Raw genomic sequence first — 19,823 nt, 5'->3', positions numbered from 1 at the left:
AAGCCACGACAGGAGATTAGGTCCAGTCCAGGCCACCACGGCGGCGGATGTAGAGGTAAGGGATGAACACCATCGCGACGAACAACACCATCTCGACCAGGGCAAAGACACCCAGATGGTTGAAGTCGACGGCCCACGGGTAGAGGAACATGATGTCGATGTCGAAGACGATGTAGAGCATTGCAACGACGAAGAACTTGACAGGGAACTTTCCGCCACCGGCTGGTTGTGGCGTCGGCTCGATGCCACACTCGTAGATTTCATGCTTGGCGCGGTTGGGTCGTTTCACCGCGAGAAGGACGTTGACTGTAATCGTCGCGAGCACGAAGACCGCGCCCAGGACGATCATTCCCACTAGGGGGGCGTATCCGTTCATCTCACCACCTTTGGTCAGCACCGTTGGCCTAGACCTTACGACGCGCGTTGAACGCTCGGGTACTTTGGGTAACCTAAGTTCCGATAATGCGCCATCGGACGGCATCAGCGACCATTGAGCTCATACTGACGGGGCAATCCTCGTCAGAGCGTTGATAATACGGTCGTCAAGGTCTCCGCCCTTGGAATCCGTGAGATTTGCCAACAATTTGTTGACGAACTGCATGAGTCGACGACGCGGAAGGCCGTAGGCCGTGCAGATCTTCATCACCCGTGGATCACCAATGAGTCGGACGAAGATCGTCCCGAGTCGGTAGCAACCACCGAAGCGCTTCCGCAAGGCGGGAGGGTACCCCCGTAGAGCCTTCTCGGCAGCCACCGTTCCGTGGCCGCGGTAGTGGGCCTCAGCAATGGCGTCAGCCGCCATTTCACCAGCCTCCATGGCGTAGTCGATGCCCTCCCCGTTGAAGGGGTTGACCATGCCTCCGGCGTCGCCCACCAGCAACAGACCATTGAGATAATGCGGCTGCCGGTTGAAGGCCATTGGCAACGCGGCACCGCGGATCGGCCCCTCACGGTGCTCCTCGTCGAGGGTCCACTCGGCGGGCATGTGGGACAGCCAGCGCTTCATGAGGGAGCGGTAATCGGTGTGGCCGAAGGCGTCAGAGGAATTGAGCATTCCCAGACCGATGTTGACTGTTCCGTCCCCCTCGGGGAATGCCCAGCCATATCCAGGCAGGAGGTCTGACTTGTGCGGAGCTCCGTCCCACAGCTCCAGCCAGCTCTCCAGATTGCGCGCCTCGGACAGCGGGGAGCGATAGTAGGCGCGTACCGCCACACCCATCGGACGGTCATCACGCTTGTGAAGTCCCATGGCCAGTCCGAGCCGGGAGGAATTGCCGTCAGCGGCGACGACGACGGGCGCCGAGTACACCCTGTCGTCGGCGGTACGGACGCCGCGGATACGCTCGTTGGGGTCGAGGACCGGCTCGGTGACGTTGGCTCCTTCGACCAGGGTGACCCCCTGGGATTCGGCGTGGCGGGCCAGTCGCTCGTCGAGGACGGTACGACGGCAGACCATGCCGAAGTTCGGGTAATCGGCGAGCTCGGGCCAGGGAAGGACGAAGGGGGCGATGCGCCCACCGTGGATCCGCAACCCCTCGGTGTGCTTCCAGCCGGCCTCCTCTGAGACGTCGATGCCCAGCCGGATGAGCTGCTTGACGGCACGAGGGGTGAGACCGTCACCACAGACCTTGTCACGCGGGAAGGTCGCCTTCTCCAACAGGGTGACGTGCAGTCCTCTGCGGGCAAGGTGCGCAGCTGTGGCCGAGCCACCAGGCCCAGCACCGACAACGACGACGTCGGACTCGATCTGGCTCGTCACGTGGGCCCCCTCCTGTGGAAACCATGAAATCGTGCCGGGATCCCGGCGATGTGCACCGGTGAGTCTAGACGGTGTGCTTCGCGGGAAGCTCCAACCGGGGGCTGGACGCAACTGGCACAAGGAGGTCATCGGTGAGAGTAACTAGTGGTGGAGGCCGATCACGTCGGCTCCGGGCCCGAATCTCACCGCTTCTCCATGCCATCGACGGTGGACACACCTCGACCTGCCGTGGACAGTGCCCACCACACCGCACACGCTCAGTTATCCTGCGAAGGTGATCCTCGATCCAGGCTCCACCCGCCTACGCGCCCGCACTGTGTCGATTCCGGACCCCGGCCCGCTCGAGAGCTACATGACGCCCAACGAGTCGGTGTGTTTCCTGCACCGCAATTACGGCATGGTCGGTCTGGGAGAGATCACCCGTTTCGAAACCGACTCCCCCACTGCCGCCGACGTCTGGTGGGAAGCTCTCTGCGAGGACCTCGAGCACGAGACCGAGATGCCAGGAGCCGAGGCAACCGGCCCCGTCGCCTTCGGATCCTTCGCCTTCGATCCTGACCGCTCGTCGTCACGCTCGGTCATGATCCTGCCCAGAACGATCATCGGTCGTTGGCCTGGCTATTCCTGGGTGACCCAATTGTCCTGGGGATCGATTGACGATGATCCACCCTGCCAGCAACCCGTGCCGCGCTCTCCCGGCCCCGTGACGATGCCAGACGGCGTCGTCACCGCGGAGAGCTGGCGTCGCATCGCCCGACAGGTCCAGGACATCATGGGTCCTGACGACCTCGAGCAGATCGTTCTCATGCGTGACGTCGAGGCGCACGCGGCCACACCTGTTGATCCGCGATGGATCGTCGAGACCCTGCGACGTCACTTCCCCAATTCGTACACCTACCTCGTCGCGGGATCGGTCGGTGCCACCTCGAAACTCACCGTTGGTTTCAGCAAGTCCCTGGTGAGTTCCCGGGTACTGACGCACTCCCCTGCCACCGACAGGGATCACGCGGCCCTTCTCTCCGCCCTGCAGAACGAGGGATCGCTGGCCGCTCACCACGCTGAGATCGTCGCGCGCACCTGCGAGGTCCTGGGACAGTTCTGTGACACCCTCCACGTCCCCGACTGTCCGGGAGCGGTGTTCACCGAGGAGTCCAACTTCCTCGTCACCGACGTCACTGGCGTCCACTCCTCCGGCATGGAATCGTGTCTGGCCCTCGTCGATGCCTTGTGCCCACCGGCATTCGTCACCGGCCTGCCGCCACACCGCGCGAAGTACGTCCTCGCCGAGGTCGAGCATGTTGATCGTGGCCGCGTCTCCGGACCGACCGGGTGGGTGGATTCCTTGGGCAATGGTCAATGGGTGACCGATTGTCGGGGCGGTCAGATCGACGCCACCGACCCGTCACTGGTCCACATCTTCTCCGGGCACCCCATCGGCCATGACGACGACACCGAGATCCTGTCGTCCGAGGCCGAGCATCGCCTCAACGTCCTGCGTGACATCTTCCCCGTCGAGATGACCACCCCCTCGCGATCCTGAGGGTGGGGCTCCACTGGCCTGCCGCCGTCGCCGCCCTCCGCCGGGGGATTGCCCGGGGCGACGACGCGCGTCAACAGTTCTCAACGTCTCAACGGCGCTTGCGTTCGATGACCTTCTTCTCGACCTTGCCGCCGCGGGCCTCCTCACGAGCCTCGGCCAGCTGGCGCTGCGATTCCTCGCGCATCTCGGCCAGGTCCTGCTGGTTCATGCCTCCCATGCGCAGGATCCCGAACACGACGACGGCGATGAACACCGACACCCACGGCGACCACCCAAGAACCACCGGAATGGTGATGAGGGCAACCATGTCGAAACCACGGATGAGGTTGAACATCAGTCCCGGGGGCATGGCACCGGCTTGAGTAGCCACCATCGGCGAGGAGTAGTCAGCCGGCTTGGCGCTCACCCAGCGGATGGCACCCGCCAGGCCAGCGGCAGCCGTCACCAGGCCGTACATGATGGCCTGACCCCATGGCCGCGACGTCGTCGACCCGACGCCGTGGAAGGCCGGAATGACCGCGATCGCCCAGATGACAGCCGCGACCGCCGGCACCACCGACGCAGCCGAGATGACCTGACTCGTCGTGAAGGGCAGGCAGCGCACCAGACCCTTGCTGCGGGTCAGTACGCGCAAGCTGGTGAAGAAGGGGACCAGCGCCGCCACGAGCACCAGGGCCGACACCGGGACGGTCAACGCCCCGAAGCCCAGGGCCGACACCGCGTACGGCACCACGGCCGTCACGACGAGAGCGAACAGCGGCTTGGGAAACCGCATGAGGCGCTGCACATCACGCCACACCAGGGCGCTGAGTCCCTCACCACGTCCACGGGTGGGTCGGACCTGACCACGTTCGATGGCCTCGCGCTCCTGGAGGATGTCGCGGATGAGAGCGAAGTCGAGGGCGAAGGCGGCACCCTGCATGCCGGAAGCCAGAGAGCCCCCAGCCATCAGACGAGCGCGCCGGATCCGGTTGAGGCGCATCCGGGCGATGACGCAGGAGACGACCAGGAGTACCGCGCCGCCTCCTGCCACCGCCCAGGCGGAGGCCAGGTTGGCGTCACTGGACATCGGTACTGCATACCAGCCCGACGCCGTCGAGATGACTCCCAACAACACGGCCAGACCGGCCAGACCGGCGAGGGCCTCGACGACCTTGACCGGCCAGGTACGCTCAGCTCCCTGCTCAGCTGCCGCGAATGAGACGACACCGGCCGCTCCGAGCGCCGTCGCGAGGGTCCAGGCGATGACGGCCTTCCCCGAGCCACCGGTGAGGGCCGCCACGAGCGCACCCAGGACGGCACCGCCGATGACCGAGACGAGCACCGCTGCACGCAGACGCTTGGCCAGGAACCGCGCCCGGTTGATCGGCGCGTCCATGAGCCAGAAACCCTCGGCTGCCGAGGCGAGCACCGGACCGAACACTCGGGCGGCGGCCAGGGCGAAGGCCAGGACACCGGACAGTGCGGCCCACGGCAGCAGGCCACGGGCGGTCTGGCACCCCGTCGAGGTGCAGCCGGACGCCTGTCCCTGGGCCTGCACGATGAGGCTGATGATCATCGCGAGCACGACGACCAGGGAGAACACGAGCACGTAGGCGTCGCCAATGGCCTGCCAGATGTTGCGTGTCGTCCGGCCCTTGCGCCAGTCACCCATGAGGAGGGAGAGCTGACGCTCATCGGCCTGGCCGACGAAGAACTCATCGGGACGATGGGTGATGAGCAGCTCCGGATCGGGGACGGTCACCGCCTCCGCCATCATGGCCCGCTCCGGCTGCGGATTCTTGGGACGGGGCTTGGAGTGCTTGCCGTTGCGCCGACTCATCCGCGCGGGCCTCCCAGCTCGACGATGCGAGCGCCAAGGGTCTCGACGAGAGCCGGCTCGTGGCTGGCCATGACGATCGCCAGACCGTGGTTCATCTCCTCGCGCAGCCTCTTGCCGAGCCAGGCAACACCCTCGACGTCGAGCCGGGCCTCCGGCTCATCGAGGACGAGGAGCTTGCGAGGACGCACCAGGGCCGTCGCCAGGCCGAGACGACGTCGCTGTCCGGAAGACAGGGTGCCGGGCAGCTGGCCGGACTGCGGCACGAGCTGCACTTCCTCGAGCACCTCGTCAACGAGGGCGTCGGCGTCGACGAGTCCATGAGCGCGGGCAAGCAGGTCAAGATGCTCGACCACCGACAGGTCAGGGAAGAAGTCCAGGTCATCAATGACCGTGGCAACGTTGCGACGAAACTCCGGGTTCGTCTCGGACACCTTCTTGCCGAGTACCTCGATCGTGCCCGAGCTGGGGCGATCCGCTCCCACCAGCATTCTCAACACCGTCGACTTGCCGGCGCCGTTGCGGCCGGTGAGTGCGACGGCCTCGCCCTCATGGACAGTGAGGGACAAGTGATCAACGATGGTTCGGTCGCCATAAGACTTCGAAATGTCCTTGGCCACGAGGACGGTGGAGCGGGATGCCATGCTGGCCATTGTCCCGCACCGTCGAGGCCGATCCCAAACCGTGTGGAAGACTGGGCGCGTGTTGACGACCCGAGCCACCCTTGATAAACACCACGCCGATATCGCCTCAATGTTTGACGGGGTGGCACAGCGCTATGACGTCATGAATCAGATCATGACACTGGGGGCGGTCGACACCTGGCGCGACCTCGTCGTCGACGCGGTGGAACCTGAGCCAGGCCAGGTCATCCTCGACCTGGCGGCCGGAACCGGCACCTCGTCGGCCACGTTCGCCGCCCGCGGGGCACAGGTCTACCCCACCGACATCTCCACCGGAATGCTGGCCGTCGGCAAGCAACGTCAACCCCATCTGCACTTCGTCGCCGGCGACGCCACTTGCCTGCCCTATGGCGACAACTCCTTCGACGCCGTGACGATCTCCTATGGTCTACGCAACGTCGAAGATCCCCGCAAGGCCCTGCGTGAGATGCTGCGCGTCACCAAGCCGGGCGGGCGAGTCGTCATTTGCGAGTTCTCCTACCCCACCTGGGCGCCGTTGCGTCACGTCTACACCAAGTACCTGTTGGCGGCGATCCCGGCCATGGCCAAGCTGGCCTCCTCGAACCGTGACGCCTATGACTACCTGGCCGAGTCGATCCTCGCCTGGCCCGACCAGCCCCACCTGGCGGACATGATGGCCGAGGTCGGCTGGCAGGCCATCGCGTGGCGAAACATCTGTGGCGGCGTCGTCGCCCTGCATCGTGGTTGGAAGGTCAGCGACGAGAAGGAGAGGCCCTGAGGTGAAAGGCCTCTCCTCCCCGATCCTCCTTGACGCCTGGGCAGCTCGCAGCTGCCCGGTCAAGACCCAGAACGCCTATGACCCGACCCTGTCGGGACCGGTCGGCGACCCACGTGACGACGAGCTCTTCGCGGGAGCCGAAACGCACCTGACAACCATCTGTGACGCCCTGGCAACCGTCACCGGCGCCGTCGATCTGCGCTCGGTCACCTTGAGCGTGACCGGTCGCCGGGTCGCCACCCGAACAGCCGTGGGCGACGGCGCACCCGTCATCGTCTGCCCTGAGTTGCCGTCATCGCCCCAGGGGCACCGCACCGGCTCCCCGGACGCCTTGGTACTGGCCGGCAGGCGCGCCGACGGCGGACCTGGATATCTACCGGTCGTCGTGAAGGACTACGCGGTCCTGGAGAGCCACCACACCCTGGCCGAGTTCACCTGGGTCTCACCCCTCAACGACCCCGACCCTCGGCGCGCCCGGATGTCACTGGACCAGACCTTCCGCACCGGCCGGGAGCGTGCTCTCATCCAGGCTGCCCACCACTGGAAACTCCTTGAGGATCTGGGACTGGTCGCCACCCCCGACGAGTGCCCGAATCATCGACGTCTCGTGGGGGTCGCCGGGCACGACGAGATCGGGATCCTTGACGACGAGCTGGCAGTCTCCTGGCTCGACCTGGACCACAAGTTCATTCGCACCTTCTCGCGCTCAGCCGCCTCGGGATGGCGTCGCCGCAGCGTGTTGGACCGCTACGACCACGAGCACACCTTCCGGGTGTCGGTGGCCGAACACGCCATGACCGGCGGCGAACCCATGGTCGCCCCGATCGTGGTGCGTGAGTGCGAGTCCTGTCAGTGGTGGGCCGTCTGTGAGCCGCGTCTCGACGACGACGATCTGTCCCTGCGTATCTCCAAGGCTCCCCTGGACGTCCGGGAGATCTCGACCCTGCGTCGCCTCGGGGTGGCCACCGTCGACGACCTGGCCGACGCCGATCTGGATGAGCTGTTGCCGGTCTACCTTCCTGAGGTCCAGCACCGTCCCCGCCCCGAACAGCGACTCCGGGCAGCCGCCCGTCGCGCGCGCCTCATCCGTCAGGGAGTCCTTCTGGAACGCAACGATGAGGGACCCATCGAGGTCGCCTCGTCCCGGTTGGAGATCGACTTCGACATCGAGACCTCCCCTGACGGTCGAGTCTACTTGTGGGGTTTCGAGGTCAGTGATCCTGACCACCTGCTCGACTCGACGACTGGCGACGCGCCGTATTACGTCGCCTTCAGCAAGTTCGCCGACATGGACGACGACGACGAGAACGACCTGGCTGCCCGCGCCATCGCGTGGCTCGACGAGATCGTCGTGGCCCACCCGGAGACGATTGTGGTCCACTACTCCGACTACGAAATCGTTCATCTGCGCCATTTCGCCCACGTCTGCCAGGACGTGGAGACTCGTCAAGCAGTGCGTCGGGTGCTGGACTCCGGTTGCTTCGTCGACCTCTTCACCACCGTCAAAGCTCACTTCTTCGGGGTCAACGGGATCGGTCTGAAGGTCGTCGCCAACGCCGGGGCCGGGTTCTCCTGGCGTGATCCGGACCCGGGCGGTCTCAACTCCCAGACCTGGTGGGACCTGGCCGTCCATGACCCCGATCCGCAGGTCCGCGAGTCCTCCAGGATCCGCGTCATGGAGTACAACGAGGACGATGTGAAGGCCACCCTCGCTGTTCGCCGTTGGCTTGCCGAGAGGTTCTGAGAGCACTCCTGAAACCCCTCGTCACGACGCTTCGCCGTGACGGGTGTCGCCATCGTCATGAGACCAGGCGAGGATGATCCCAGCAAGGCAAGAGGATACAGTTTTGTTGACACGTCCCTGACGACGTCGACCCTCTCATCTGGAGACCCATGCGTTCCTTGTCACGAATCCTCCGATTCACCTCGCAGCTGTGGAAGTTCTACCTCGGGGTCGTCATCTCGGCCGTCATCGTCGCGATCACCCAGCTGGCCGTCCCCTTCGTCATCGCCCGAGCCACCGACCTCGCCGTGGCAGGCGTGCGCGGCAACGACCATCACATCCGCGACATCGTGCTGCTCGCGGTGGTCATTCTCGTCCTCGACGTCGTCAACTCCCTGCTCACCAACGTCAACGGCTGGCTGGGCGACATCATGAGCGCAAGGATGCGCCAGATCCTGTCGACGCGCTACTTCAGCAAGCTGCTGGAGCTGCCGCAGTCCTGGTTCGACGAGGAGCTCACCGGATCGATCACCTCCAAACTCACCCGGTCGATCACCAACGTCACCGACTTCGCCAAGGCCTTCTCGAACAACTTCTTCACCCTATTGCTGACGACGGGCGCCGTCCTCGTCATCTCAGCGGTCTACTACTGGCCGTTGGCCGTGCTGTTGGCGATCGTCTTCCCGATATACGTCTGGTTGACGGCCCTGACGTCACGCAACTGGCAGACCCACCAGGACGTCATCAACCACCACATCGACACCGCCGGCGGGCGGTTCCAAGAGGTCGTCTCCCAGATTCGCGTCGTCAAGTCCTACGTCACCGAGGCCAACGAGCAGGAACAGTTCAACGACCACTACGACGCCACCGTCGACGCCACCCGCCGCCAGTCCAACCACTGGCACCTCATGGACACCGTGCGCCGGGTGGTCCTCAACGTCATCTTCTTCGGCATCTACGCCATCATCTTCGTCCGAACCGCCAAGGGATACTTCGGCGTCGGGGACATGATCCTGCTCATTCAGCTCATGACGATGGCTCGCCAGCCAGTGCAGATGATGAGTTACGTCATCGACGTCTCCCAACGCGCCGTGGCTGGGTCCAAGGATTACTTCACGGTCATGGAGACCCGTCCGCCCCACGTACCACAGACCGCCACGATGACGATTCGCGAGCCCGAACCGGGCGTCCCGATGATCTCCTTCGAGGACACCGTCTTCAGTTACGACGGCCTCAATCGGGTCATCAACCATGTCAGCTTCGACGTCAACCCCGGCGAGAAGGTGGCACTCGTGGGCGAATCCGGAGGCGGAAAGTCCACCCTGGTGAACCTGCTGCTCGGCCTCTACCCGGTCACTGAAGGCACAATCATGGTGGCCGGACACGACATCTCCCAGGTCGCCCCGGACACCCTGCGACGCCGAATCGGAGTGGTCTTCCAAGATCCTGCGCTGTTCTCCGGATCAATCAGGGAGAACATCGCCTACGGCACCGAGGCCACCGACGAGCAGATCCGCGACGCCGCCCACCGTGCCTACGCAGACCGTTTCATCAAGCGGTTCTCCCAGCAGTACGACACCCTCGTGGGAGAGCGCGGCATCAAGCTCTCCGGCGGCCAGAAACAGCGCATCTCGATTGCCCGGGCCCTGCTCAAGGACGCCCCAATTCTCGTCCTGGACGAGGCCACCTCGGCCCTGGACACCAAGTCCGAGCGGTGGGTGCAGGCCGGTCTGGAGTCCCTCATGGCCAATCGCACCAGCCTCATCATCGCCCATCGCCTCTCCACGATCTCCAGCGTCGACCGAATCGTCACTCTGGACGCCGGGCGCGTTGACGAGATCGGCACCCCGGCCGAGCTGGCCGCCTCCGGAGGTATCTACGCCGAGTTGTTGGCTCTGCAAGCCTCAAGCTCAAAGGCCGACCGCAAGAGGTTGGAGCGATTCGGCATCAAGCTGTAACTCCCCTGAGGGCCGGATCGCGGATCAGGTAGCTCTCATGTCGAAGTGGTAACGGCGATGGATGGCGGCCCCCATCAAAGATCCACCGAACATCCCGGCGGCCAACGCACCGAAGACCCACCACGCGGCCCCAAGCAGGTCCAGGGCTCCCGACAGGATCCTGCCCGTGAGCCACACCGCGACAACCGAGGAGATCACCCCGCACGTCAGAGCGGCCAGCATTGTGGTGGCCACCTCCACAAGGATGACCTGGTCCACCCAACGCCTGCCCAACCCGATGCGTTTGAGGCTGGTCACCAGATCACTGTTGGCGGCCCTCTCCTCCTTCGCCAACAGACCAGCCATGATGGCCGACAACACGATGAAGGTGACGGTCGCGACGATGGTGATCGTTGGCAGCGGGACATCACCGAGGATTCGGGGGGCCATGACATAAAATTCCCCCAACCCGTGCGCCTGCGCCCACTCGTTGGTCAGTCGATCCTGATCGGGGGTCAGCCCTGTGAACAGAATCGCCGATCCAGCGCCTCGTGGTATTCCTGCTTTCGGACGCACGGAGATGCGCTTGACCCAGCTCAGATCATCCGTCAGCCCGACGGTGTGTGCCGGGTCGGCCCTGGAGGGATCATTGGTCAAGTACCCGCCTGATACAAGGACGTCACGTTGGGCGTCGTCAAGCTTTGTGACGACCGCAACATCGTCAACCTTGGAGAAATACCACCATGATCCGCTGATGTTGGCGTCATCGACCTGGTGGACGGTGATGTTTTTGGCGCCTTCCAGGGCATCGGAAAACTGCTTGACCTGAGCCGACTCCAGGGCGGGCACACCCTCCATCGAGACATGGAGCAAGGCCATCCCCGGGGGCATACCGGTGCTCGTCTGCGCGTTGGCCTGGGAGAACAACGCTGAAACGATGAGAAGCCCGGTAGCGGTTGCGGTGACCAGACCCGCCGCCACACCTGCGAAGACGCAATGCCACCCGCCCCGGCTGGAAAGAGCTCGATGAGCAGCAAGAGCCCGGCCTACGGGGCGATGTGTCCGGACCAGACGAGAGAGCACGAAGGGTGCCCCCAAACCACCGGCCACTGCACACATCCCAGCGACCACAGCGACCGCGGTGAAGGTTGCGTCAGCCCCCAGGAGACCCCACAGGCACACTGCGCAGCCCAGTACCAGAGCCGCCCACCCCAGCCGACGAGCCGTGTTCATGTTGATCCCTCGCCGCTTCACGGTCTTACGACGGGAGGGAACCATGTTCACCATGGCCGCAGGAAGTACCCCGATGACCAATGCCATCACCAACGGGACCGTGGGGAATCGCCAAGGCCCCAACGGAGCAGAAGCCCTGGGGGCCATGTACCACCGCGCCGCAGCGACCACCGCCTGGCCCAGGGCCACAGACATCAGCGAGACGGTTTCTGCAACGAGGAGGGCCACCGTCTTACTCATGGCCGATACCGATCGACGGCGTACCCCGATAGCCAGAAGGGGGGATGCGATGCGTCTGAGTAGGGCCGTCAGTGCCGCGCCGGACACGACTGCCCCCAGCAGGCCAAACACCAGCCATGCCAGGTTCTGATCCACGAATGCCTTCGGCGTCAGCCCGTGAGCTTCGCTGGCAGAACGGGTCTGTGTGGTATCGCAGTCACCTGCAAGCTTCAGGGTCTCGGCGAGGAGACTGCATACGTCACCGGGCTCCTGGGAGGTGAACCCAATTTGCCCATTGCCCCTGATACCGGCACGTCCAGCGTCATCGCGGGAAATCCGCCATGACTGCCATGTGCCTGGAGCCGCAAGAACCAAGGTCGCAGCCCGATCGTAGACGGCTTCGACATGGCCGGTGACCGTGAGGTGGAGATCACCTGCCTTGGCAGACAACCGCGATCCATCATCAGCGCCAAGAGTACTGGTGGCCAGAACCTCCCCGGCCTTCGCCGGCCAGCGACCCGAGGTCAGCCGATAGCGACCTTGCGTGGCCGAACCGGCCATGGGCATCTCTTGGTAGGCGACGTCATCGTACTGTACAAGGTTGATATTGCTGTAGAGCTGGGGAAAGGGCGCCGATGCCTGCAACGTGTTATTACGGGGTATCGGTACGGGGGTACCTGGAGGCACGTCTTCCTGCAGCGAGAAGAGACCGCTGGTGGAGCCGTAGCTCGCGATGTTCTTCTGTTCATCGGACAGTTGCCGAGCATTGGTGATGCCGCTGGAGACAGTCAGAGCTACAACGACCAGAGCCAGCGGAATGACGCGAAGCCACGTCCGCCAGTTCGACACGACGAGCCGGGTGACGTGGACGACCCACATCTCATACCTCCTCGAGAACCCCGTCCTCCATGTCGAGAACCCGGTCGACATAGTCGCAGGCTCGCGGATCATGGGAGGACAGCAGGACTGCACGATCAGCACCGTCGGTGACGATGTGACGCAAGACCTTGAAGATCATGTCAGTATTGGCCCGGTCGAGCTGGCCAGTCGGTTCATCGGCGAGCACGATTCGATGACCGCCAGCAATCGCACGGGCGATCCCCACCCGCTGAGCCTGCCCACCAGACATCTCTGCGGGGCGACGATCTGCCAATTCAGCGACCCCCACCTCTTTGAGAGCATCCATGGCAATGGCCGCAGAATTTTTAATTTCACACGCCCGCAGGACAAGCTCAATATTCTCACGGGACGTAAAATCGGGGACGAGCCCATGATGCTGAAAAACCATCCCCATTTCATGAAGACGAATGGCGTCCCGTCGTGATTCTGAGATTTTCGTGATGTCCACTCCGTTGATGCACACCGTCCCGCGCAATGGAGACAGGAGCCCAGAGAGCACATTGAGCAGGGTTGTCTTTCCGGAACCACTCACTCCGCGAACGAGTATCAGCTCACCGGTGTGCAGCACAAGATCGACACCTTTGAGTACCTCGTCACCCTTGACATAGGAAACATGGACATCACTGGCCTTGAGGGGGTGAGCCACCCCCTCAAGGCCTTGTCGTTGCGATGTCAGCACCGATGACCCAATCCATAGGATGAGGCTTCATCATGATCTTTCCACCAGAACGACGAATCATTCGTCCACGGCTTATAATCCCAGCAATGCCCCTTCTGGTTTACATCATACCAAAATGCGGCACCATAAGGAGTCTGATTTTTTACAGAACTGAGAGAATCATTCTGATTTTTGTTAAAGTTATAGTAACCTACCTTAGTCTGTTTCGCAATGAGACCATGGAAATTCGAGTCGGCATACATTTCCAACGCAGCCTTCGACGGCGCCGGCGCTGCCGCCAAAACAGTGGCACCCATACACGCCGCCACGACCCCCACAACTATTTTCCTATTAACGGACATGGCTAAAGCCTCTATTCCTGATCGCCCGCTGCTCTGCGGCGCATGATACTTAGGTTACCTAACCTAAGACAGCCTGTCAAGAGTGGGTCACAACGGCCGATCCAGCATCGCCCCGACCAGAAATCCCACAGCGCACAGCAACTCCGCCAGCCCGGTGTTCTTGAGGACCGGCACCAGGGCCATCCCGGTGGCCTTCGTGGCCAAGGCCTTCACCGGGGAGACGAGCAGAATGACCATGAGCAGGCCCAGAAGGACCCACCAGGTCGACAGGGCCGCGACGACGATGACACCGACGCAGGCCAGGGCCACCAGCACGAGGTACAAGATCCGCGTCCCCTGATGGCCCAGCTTGGTGGCCACGGTGTGCTTGCCACTGACGCGATCACCGTCGATGTCGCGCAGATTGTTGGCCACCAGCACCGCACAGGCCATCGCACCGATGACACAGGCCGTCACCCAGCCAGCCGTGCCGACGTGATCGGCCTGGACGTACACCGTGCCGCCGACGGCGACCAGCCCGAAGAAGATGAAGACGAAGGTCTCCCCCAGGCCGGCATAGCCGTAGGGGTGTGAACCACCGGTGTAGAACCAGGCCGCAAGGATGCAGGCCAGGCCCACGATGATGAACCACCAGTGTCCAGTCATGATGGTGATGATGAGTCCGGCCACCGCCGAGACCCCGAAGCACGCGAAGGCAGCAGCTTCGACGTGCGAGGGTTCAGCGACTCCTGACCCGACCAGCCGCAGCGGACCAACCCGGTCCTCCCCGTCGGAGCCGCGAATACCGTCGGAGTAATCATTGGCGAAATTCACCCCGACGACGAGCCCCAACGCCACCACGAGGCACAGGGTGGCCAGTTCCCACCGCGCACCACCGTCGGCAATGGCGATCGCGGTACCCGCCACCACCGGAGCAATCGCGGTGGGGAGGGTACGGGGACGAGCCCCCTCTAGCCATTCGGCTGCAGTGGCCATGGACAACTCCCTGAGTCAGTGGTGGAGACGCGGATCGTGCGTCAGGCGGGCACCACACCGAAGGACTTCTCGGAACGTGCACCAGTGGCGACCATATCGCCGCTGCATGTCCAACCCGTATCTGCACCAGTGACAGAAACGATGGATAATCACAGATGCCCGATACCCCACTCGAGTTCGGCAGGAGTCGTCACCGTGAGAACCATGTTCGCCAGCCTGAGCATTCCGAATTATCGGATCTACTTCTCCGGCACTCTCCTGACGAACATGGGGCAGTGGATGGCCCGTACCGCCCAGTCGTGGCTGGTGCTCGTCATTTTGACCCACGGCAATGCGGCGGTGCTCGGTTGGGTGATGGCGGTGAACTTCGCGCCCATCCTGCTCGTCACGCCGTGGGCTGGCGCTTTGGCTGACCGAATGTCCAAGCGTCGCATCATGGTGACGGCGCAGATCGTTCTGGCGATTGACGCCGCGATTCTTTCCACCCTCGTCCTCACCGGGGCGGTGCGCCTGTGGATGGTGTTCGTCATCGCAGCCATGGATGGCCTCGCCGGCGCGTTCTACAGCCCGGCCACCCAGGCCTTCGTCTCCGAGCTCGTCCCACTGAAGAACCTGCCCAACGCCGTGAGCCTCAACTCTGCCTCCTTCAACGGCGCCCGCCTGCTCGGCCCTGGCGTCGGTGGCCTGCTCATCGCCGCCGTGGGAGTCGGCTGGGTGATGGCCATCAACGTCCTCTGCTTCATCGGGTTCATCACAACCCTGTTGTTCATCAGGGCTGACCGTCTCTACGTGTCCCCACCCTCAGCCGAGAAGGCACGGGTGCGCGACGGCGTCCGGTACGTCAAGCGTCGCCCCGACCTCGTCATCCTGTTGGCGATCGGGTTCATGATGGGAACCTTCGGCTTCAACTTCACCATCTCCGACGCCGTCATGGCCACCCAGGCCTTTGGCAAGGGATCCGGCGAGTACGGCCTGCTCGGTTCGCTCATGGGTATCGGCTCGATGGTTGCCGCTCTGGGAGCCGCTCGACGCAGGCCGCGGCTGCGCTGGGTCGAGCTCGCCCTGCTGGTCTACAGCGTCAGCATGGGTTTGTCGGCCCTGGCCCCGAACTACGGCACCTTCGCTGTCCTCAAGATGTTCGTCGGATGGGGTGCCATTTCGACCCTCATCACCGCCAATGCCATGGTGCAGACCTCGGTCATCCCGCAGATGCGTGGACGTGTCATGAGCCTGTGGGCCGCCCTGGTGATGGGTGGCACCCCGTTCGTCTCCCCGATCGTCGGATGGATCGGCAACGCCATCGGCCCGCGCGCCACGGTCGCATGGGGAGCCATCAGCCTGGGCATCACCTTCGTCGTCATCACCGCAGTCATCATGCACAACGACAAGATCCGGGTGGTCTTCGATCCCTCCAAGCGGGCGCCCTGGCTGCGTCAGGTGCGTGGCAAGGTGACGATCGACTACGTCCAGCAGACAAAGTGAGCCATACAGTCATGTGACGACAGGTGAACACAATCCACCATGTTCCCGACCCCCTCTGGAAATTCAGGGCCAAGATGGTTCACTGGTCCCATGAAGAAACTCATCAATGCCGTTGAGGACGTCGTCGTTGATTCCCTGCGTGGCGTGGCGGCCGCCCACCCTGATTGTCTGAAGGTCGATCTCGAACACCGTATCGTGCTACGCGCCGGCGGCCCGGTCAGCGGGAAGGTTGGCCTGGTCTCCGGTGGGGGATCCGGCCACGAGCCGCTGCACTCCGGCTATGTCGGCTGCGGAATGCTCGACGCCGCCTGCTGCGGCGAGGTGTTCACCTCCCCGGTTCCCGACCAGATCACCGAGGCCACCAAGGCCGTTGACGGTGGCGCCGGTGTGCTCCACATCGTCAAGAACTACACCGGTGACGTCATGAACTTCGACATGGCTGCCGAGATGGCGTCGATGGAGGCTGGCACCCGCGTCGAGTCCATCGTCATCGCCGACGACGTCGCCGTGCAGGACTCCCTGTACACCGCCGGTCGTCGTGGTGTGGGCCTGACGGTGCTGGCCGAGAAGATCCTCGGTGCCGCTGCCGAGGAGAAGCGCGATCTCGACGCCCTGCTCGAGCTCGCCAAGCGCATCAATGACGGTGGCCGCTCCTTCGGCGTCGCCCTGACGTCGTGCACCGTACCGGCAGCTGGCAAGCCCACCTTCGACCTCGGTGAGGACGAGATGGAGTCCGGCGTCGGTATCCATGGCGAGCCCGGTCGCGAGACCGTCACGTTGGGGACGGCCACCGACGTCGCTGCCCAGATCGTCGAGCCCATCCTGGCCGACCGTGACTTCACCGCAGCTCCCGTCATCGCCATGCTCAACGGCATGGGCGGGACCCCGCTCATCGAGCAATACCTGGTATGGGGAGAGGTCGCCAAGATTCTCGAGGGCAAGGGTGTCAAGGTTGCCCGCACCCTGGTCGGCAACCACATCACGAGCCTGGAGATGGCAGGATGTTCCCTGACCTTGCTCTCCGCTGACGACGACCTCCTGACGCTGTGGGACGCCCCGGTGGAGACTCCTGGACTTCGATGGGGATGCTGATGTCTGAAATTTCTGCCGCGACCGTTTCCAAGTGGCTCAAGGACTACTCGGCGGTCATCTCGGAGCACGCGACTGAGCTCACTGACCTGGACCGTCAGATCGGTGACGCCGACCACGGTTCGAACATGGCTCGTGGGATGACCGCAGTTGCCGCCCTCGACCCGCAATCCTTCGCCTCTGCCGCCGAGTTGCTCAAGAAAGCGGGGATGACGCTGGTGAGCACCGTTGGTGGTGCTTCCGGCCCGCTGTACGGCACTTTCTTCCTGCGCCTGTCGACGGTCATCACGACTGACGGCGAGCCCACTGCTCAGCTGCTCGCCGACGCCCTTGATGCTGGCTTGGCCGGCATCGTGGCCCGCGGTAAGGCCGAGGTCGGCGACAAGACCCTGGTTGATGCGCTGTCCCCCGCTGTTGATGCTGCCAAGAAGGTTGCCGCCGACGGTGGTTCCGCCGCCGACGCCCTCGCCAAGGCAGCCGAGGCTGCCAATGAGGGCCGCGATGCGACCATCGAGATGGTGGCTCGTCGAGGCAGGGCGTCCTATCTTGGAGAACGAAGCAAGGGGCACCAGGACCCCGGAGCCACCTCCATGGCCCTGCTCCTGGAGTCCACGGCACGCTACCTGTCAGGAGCTGAATGATGAGTGAACCGAACCAGGGTGTTGGAATCGTCATCGTCTCCCACAGCCGACCGCTGGGACGTGCTGCAGCCGACCTTGCCTCCCAGATGCTGCCCGGTCCGGACACTCCGCCCATCGAGGTTGCCGCCGGTCTCGACGACACCACCCTGGGCACCGATGCGGCTGCCGTGAGCTCCGCCATCGAGAGGATTGGTAGTTGCAACGGGATACTCGTACTGGTGGATCTGGGATCGGCGATTCTGTCGGCTGAGATGGCCCTGGAATTCCTCGACCCCAAGATCGCCAGCAAGGTGAAGATCTCCACCGCCCCGTTGGTCGAGGGGGCTGTCGTCGCGGCCGTCATGGCGTCAACGGGAGCCGAGTTGGAGGCCGTCGCCTCCGAGGCCGAGAAAGCCCTGGAGCCAAAGATCTCCCACATTTCCAACGAGTGAGTCTGCATTCAGGGAAACGGTGGTGTCCAGTTCATCCGGGCACCACCGTTTCGCGTCCCATGAGTGCCCCTGAGGCGCTCCGGGGCGACCACGACACCGTCACAACTCCCAGTTGACCAGCCCGTCCTGGTCGAACTCGCCGTCCGGCCACACCGCCCTCACCACGCCCGCAGCCGCGAGTGCCTTGCGGCATCCAGGGCATGGCTTGTCGGTGACGTAGGCCGTCGCCCCGGCAGTGTCGCGGGTGGCGAAGAGAAGTGCATTGACCTCGGCATGGATGGCGATGCAGAACCCCGGGGAACCGGGAACGTCGTAGTCGGAGAAGGCGGGTACTTCTCCGTACCCCAGTCGGCCACGCGGGCAGGCTCCCTCCAGGCAGTCCGGGCGGCCGGGAGCGGCACCGTTGTAGCCCGTGGCGATGATGCGGTGTTGGTGGACGAGGAGGGCCCCAACGCGACGACGGGTGCACTTGGCCCGAGCCGCGACGGCCTCAGCTATGCCCAGGAAATACTCGTCCCAATCGGGCACCGTCACGACCTCGCCGTTGGCCTCGGCCATCTCGGGCTCCTCTCGTTCGTCCGTCGTTGCGCATCTGCCAGACACTTCTGTGTCGAACCACCACGACTGACCCTAGTCGTGCCAGGCCTCCGTGGAATCAGACGTCCATGTCCTCATAGGAGCGGGGGTCCTCGATCGGCTCCAGGTGGCCGTTGACCCGCATCTCAGGCCACTCATCGAGGATCTCGTCAATGAGGTCCTCCATGGCGTCATGGCCCTGCTTGACCGTCCACGACCCCGGCACGAGCATGTGGAACTCGAGGAAACGGCGGTATCCGGCCTCCCGGGTACGCACCGCGTGGAACGTGATGTGGTCGCTGGAGTGGGCGTCCAGGAAGTCCCGAATTGCCTGGTTGTCCTCCTCGGGCAGGGAGACGTCAAGCAAGGCCGTGGCGGACTGGCCGACGAGCTTGACCCCGGTGACGAGAATGTTCACGCCCACTGCGAAGGCCACGATCGGGTCAAGCCGCTGCCATCCGGTCAGCCAGACCAGACCGACTCCGGCCAGGACTCCGACCGACGTCCACACGTCGGTCAGCAGGTGTTTTCCGTCGGCGATGAGGGTCATGGACCGACGCTGTCTGCCGTTCTTGAGCAGTACCCATGCGACCACCCCGTTGACGACCGAGGCCAGCACCGAGATCAGCAGGCCGATGCCGGCATCCTCGATAGGTCGGGGGTGGATGAACCGCTGCACGGCGGTGTAGATGATGACCGCAGCCGCGATGAAGATCATCATCCCCTCAGCACCGGCAGAGAAGTACTCGGCCTTCGAGTGCCCGAAGTGATGTTTCTCGTCCGGCGGACGGATCGACACCTTGAGGGCAACCAGGGCGATGACCGCGGCGACGAGGTTGACGAGGGATTCCGCGGCGTCCGACAGGAGTCCGACCGACCCGGTGATACGCCAGGCGAGGACCTTCAGCAGGATCGTCACAGCGGCCGCAGCGATCGAAAGCCATGCGAAACGGCTGAGATCGTCTGGCGGTTGGTGTCGCGGCGGTGCCTCGGAGATGTCGGGAATTGTCGTCACTCAGACATTCTCAGCCCGTCCTGTGTTCTGCGCAAAGAACGG

Annotated in this window: 18 protein-coding genes; 8 read left to right on the top strand and 10 right to left on the bottom strand. The window is 63.9% G+C overall.

Going from position 1 to position 19,823, the window contains the following annotated elements:
• Positions 1–16: 16 nt before the first annotated feature.
• Together ACUCCZ_RS01205 and ACUCCZ_RS01200 are read right to left on the bottom strand one after the other, a co-directional pair.
• Positions 17–376: an NADH-quinone oxidoreductase subunit A gene (locus ACUCCZ_RS01205; protein WP_334353290.1), complete on the bottom strand. Its 360-nt coding sequence runs from the start codon at positions 374–376 to the stop codon at positions 17–19.
• Positions 377–496: 120 nt separating this feature from the next.
• Entirely contained in the window at positions 497–1,759 is a 1,263-nt protein-coding gene (locus tag ACUCCZ_RS01200; RefSeq protein WP_435918340.1) for a geranylgeranyl reductase family protein, read from the bottom strand.
• Positions 1,760–2,111: 352 nt separating this feature from the next.
• Between ACUCCZ_RS01200 and ACUCCZ_RS01195 the strand changes: the two genes are divergently transcribed.
• Complete coding sequence (locus ACUCCZ_RS01195) at positions 2,112–3,299, top strand: isochorismate synthase (RefSeq protein WP_435918439.1); 1,188 nt, start codon at positions 2,112–2,114, stop codon at positions 3,297–3,299.
• Positions 3,300–3,387: 88 nt separating this feature from the next.
• Here the strand turns inward: ACUCCZ_RS01195 and ACUCCZ_RS01190 are convergent, their stop codons facing one another.
• Both ACUCCZ_RS01190 and ACUCCZ_RS01185 read right to left on the bottom strand, forming a co-directional pair.
• On the bottom strand, positions 3,388–5,121 hold the full coding sequence (locus ACUCCZ_RS01190; RefSeq protein WP_435918341.1) for a DUF6297 family protein: 1,734 nt from the start codon (positions 5,119–5,121) through the stop codon (positions 3,388–3,390).
• Entirely contained in the window at positions 5,118–5,771 is a 654-nt protein-coding gene (locus ACUCCZ_RS01185; RefSeq protein ID WP_435918342.1) for an ABC transporter ATP-binding protein, read from the bottom strand. Before ACUCCZ_RS01185 ends, ACUCCZ_RS01190 begins: the two co-directional genes overlap by 4 nt.
• Here ACUCCZ_RS01185 and ACUCCZ_RS01180 point away from each other — a divergent pair.
• The 3 genes from ACUCCZ_RS01180 to ACUCCZ_RS01170 all read left to right on the top strand — a co-directional run bounded on the left by ACUCCZ_RS01180 (position 5,761) and on the right by ACUCCZ_RS01170 (position 10,221).
• Entirely contained in the window at positions 5,761–6,540 is a 780-nt protein-coding gene (locus tag ACUCCZ_RS01180; protein ID WP_435918343.1) for a demethylmenaquinone methyltransferase, read from the top strand. The two genes, ACUCCZ_RS01185 and ACUCCZ_RS01180, sit on opposite strands and share 11 nt — an antisense overlap.
• Before the next feature lies 1 nt (position 6,541).
• Positions 6,542–8,284: a TM0106 family RecB-like putative nuclease gene (locus tag ACUCCZ_RS01175; protein WP_435918344.1), complete on the top strand. Its 1,743-nt coding sequence runs from the start codon at positions 6,542–6,544 to the stop codon at positions 8,282–8,284.
• Between the two features lie 149 nt (positions 8,285–8,433).
• Positions 8,434–10,221, top strand: coding sequence for an ABC transporter ATP-binding protein (locus ACUCCZ_RS01170; RefSeq protein ID WP_435918345.1), 1,788 nt, complete (start codon positions 8,434–8,436; stop codon positions 10,219–10,221).
• Positions 10,222–10,245: 24 nt separating this feature from the next.
• On the opposite strand, the gene ACUCCZ_RS01165 is transcribed toward ACUCCZ_RS01170, so the two are convergent.
• The 4 genes from ACUCCZ_RS01165 to ACUCCZ_RS01150 form a co-directional block, all read right to left on the bottom strand.
• Positions 10,246–12,531 (bottom strand): ABC transporter permease family protein, encoded by a 2,286-nt coding sequence (locus ACUCCZ_RS01165; protein WP_435918346.1) that lies wholly within the window; start codon positions 12,529–12,531, stop codon positions 10,246–10,248.
• Position 12,532: 1 nt separating this feature from the next.
• Entirely contained in the window at positions 12,533–13,231 is a 699-nt protein-coding gene (locus ACUCCZ_RS01160) for an ABC transporter ATP-binding protein (protein WP_435918347.1), read from the bottom strand.
• On the bottom strand, positions 13,225–13,587 hold the full coding sequence (locus tag ACUCCZ_RS01155; protein ID WP_435918440.1) for a hypothetical protein: 363 nt from the start codon (positions 13,585–13,587) through the stop codon (positions 13,225–13,227). Before ACUCCZ_RS01155 ends, ACUCCZ_RS01160 begins: the two co-directional genes overlap by 7 nt.
• Before the next feature lie 72 nt (positions 13,588–13,659).
• The gene (locus ACUCCZ_RS01150) at positions 13,660–14,547 is read right to left on the bottom strand and encodes a 1,4-dihydroxy-2-naphthoate polyprenyltransferase (RefSeq protein WP_002515366.1); all 888 of its coding nucleotides are present in this window, start codon (positions 14,545–14,547) and stop codon (positions 13,660–13,662) included.
• Positions 14,548–14,751: 204 nt separating this feature from the next.
• Between ACUCCZ_RS01150 and ACUCCZ_RS01145 the strand changes: the two genes are divergently transcribed.
• The 4 genes from ACUCCZ_RS01145 (at position 14,752) to dhaM (ending at position 18,190) form a co-directional block, all read left to right on the top strand.
• Positions 14,752–16,029, top strand: coding sequence for an MFS transporter (locus ACUCCZ_RS01145; protein ID WP_435918441.1), 1,278 nt, complete (start codon positions 14,752–14,754; stop codon positions 16,027–16,029).
• Between the two features lie 90 nt (positions 16,030–16,119).
• Positions 16,120–17,121: a dihydroxyacetone kinase subunit DhaK gene (gene dhaK / locus ACUCCZ_RS01140; RefSeq protein ID WP_435918348.1), complete on the top strand. Its 1,002-nt coding sequence runs from the start codon at positions 16,120–16,122 to the stop codon at positions 17,119–17,121.
• Entirely contained in the window at positions 17,109–17,759 is a 651-nt protein-coding gene (gene dhaL / locus ACUCCZ_RS01135) for a dihydroxyacetone kinase subunit DhaL (RefSeq protein ID WP_435918349.1), read from the top strand. The genes dhaK and dhaL overlap by 13 nt, the downstream gene beginning before the upstream one ends.
• A complete protein-coding gene (gene dhaM, locus ACUCCZ_RS01130; RefSeq protein WP_435918350.1) occupies positions 17,759–18,190 on the top strand; it encodes a dihydroxyacetone kinase phosphoryl donor subunit DhaM in 432 nt (143 codons plus the stop codon). The genes dhaL and dhaM overlap by 1 nt, the downstream gene beginning before the upstream one ends.
• 99 nt (positions 18,191–18,289) lie before the next feature.
• Here dhaM and ACUCCZ_RS01125 read toward each other — a convergent pair whose 3' ends face one another.
• Both ACUCCZ_RS01125 and ACUCCZ_RS01120 read right to left on the bottom strand, forming a co-directional pair.
• Positions 18,290–18,748: a deoxycytidylate deaminase gene (locus ACUCCZ_RS01125; protein ID WP_435918351.1), complete on the bottom strand. Its 459-nt coding sequence runs from the start codon at positions 18,746–18,748 to the stop codon at positions 18,290–18,292.
• A gap of 97 nt (positions 18,749–18,845) precedes the next feature.
• On the bottom strand, positions 18,846–19,781 hold the full coding sequence (locus ACUCCZ_RS01120; protein WP_435918352.1) for a cation diffusion facilitator family transporter: 936 nt from the start codon (positions 19,779–19,781) through the stop codon (positions 18,846–18,848).
• Between the last annotated feature and the right edge of the window lie 42 nt (positions 19,782–19,823).

The organism is Cutibacterium nasicola (genome assembly GCF_052654715.2).
Note: the sequence above shows the minus strand (reverse complement) of the source record. Positions and strands in the feature narration are given on the sequence as shown.

What these genes read in the sequence shown, in the direction of transcription:
- ACUCCZ_RS01205 (WP_334353290.1), bottom strand. Translation starts at nt 376, where the DNA reads ATGAACGGATACGCCCCCCTAGTGGGAATGATCGTCCTGGGCGCGGTC.
- ACUCCZ_RS01195 (WP_435918439.1), top strand. Translation starts at nt 2,112, where the DNA reads ATGACGCCCAACGAGTCGGTGTGTTTCCTGCACCGCAATTACGGCATG.
- ACUCCZ_RS01190 (WP_435918341.1), bottom strand. Translation starts at nt 5,121, where the DNA reads ATGAGTCGGCGCAACGGCAAGCACTCCAAGCCCCGTCCCAAGAATCCG.
- ACUCCZ_RS01180 (WP_435918343.1), top strand. Translation starts at nt 5,761, where the DNA reads ATGCTGGCCATTGTCCCGCACCGTCGAGGCCGATCCCAAACCGTGTGG.
- ACUCCZ_RS01185 (WP_435918342.1), bottom strand. Translation starts at nt 5,771, where the DNA reads ATGGCCAGCATGGCATCCCGCTCCACCGTCCTCGTGGCCAAGGACATT.
- ACUCCZ_RS01170 (WP_435918345.1), top strand. Translation starts at nt 8,434, where the DNA reads ATGCGTTCCTTGTCACGAATCCTCCGATTCACCTCGCAGCTGTGGAAG.
- ACUCCZ_RS01165 (WP_435918346.1), bottom strand. Translation starts at nt 12,531, where the DNA reads ATGTGGGTCGTCCACGTCACCCGGCTCGTCGTGTCGAACTGGCGGACG.
- ACUCCZ_RS01150 (WP_002515366.1), bottom strand. Translation starts at nt 14,547, where the DNA reads ATGGCCACTGCAGCCGAATGGCTAGAGGGGGCTCGTCCCCGTACCCTC.
- ACUCCZ_RS01145 (WP_435918441.1), top strand. Translation starts at nt 14,752, where the DNA reads ATGTTCGCCAGCCTGAGCATTCCGAATTATCGGATCTACTTCTCCGGC.
- dhaK (WP_435918348.1), top strand. Translation starts at nt 16,120, where the DNA reads ATGAAGAAACTCATCAATGCCGTTGAGGACGTCGTCGTTGATTCCCTG.
- dhaL (WP_435918349.1), top strand. Translation starts at nt 17,109, where the DNA reads ATGGGGATGCTGATGTCTGAAATTTCTGCCGCGACCGTTTCCAAGTGG.
- dhaM (WP_435918350.1), top strand. Translation starts at nt 17,759, where the DNA reads ATGAGTGAACCGAACCAGGGTGTTGGAATCGTCATCGTCTCCCACAGC.
- ACUCCZ_RS01125 (WP_435918351.1), bottom strand. Translation starts at nt 18,748, where the DNA reads ATGGCCGAGGCCAACGGCGAGGTCGTGACGGTGCCCGATTGGGACGAG.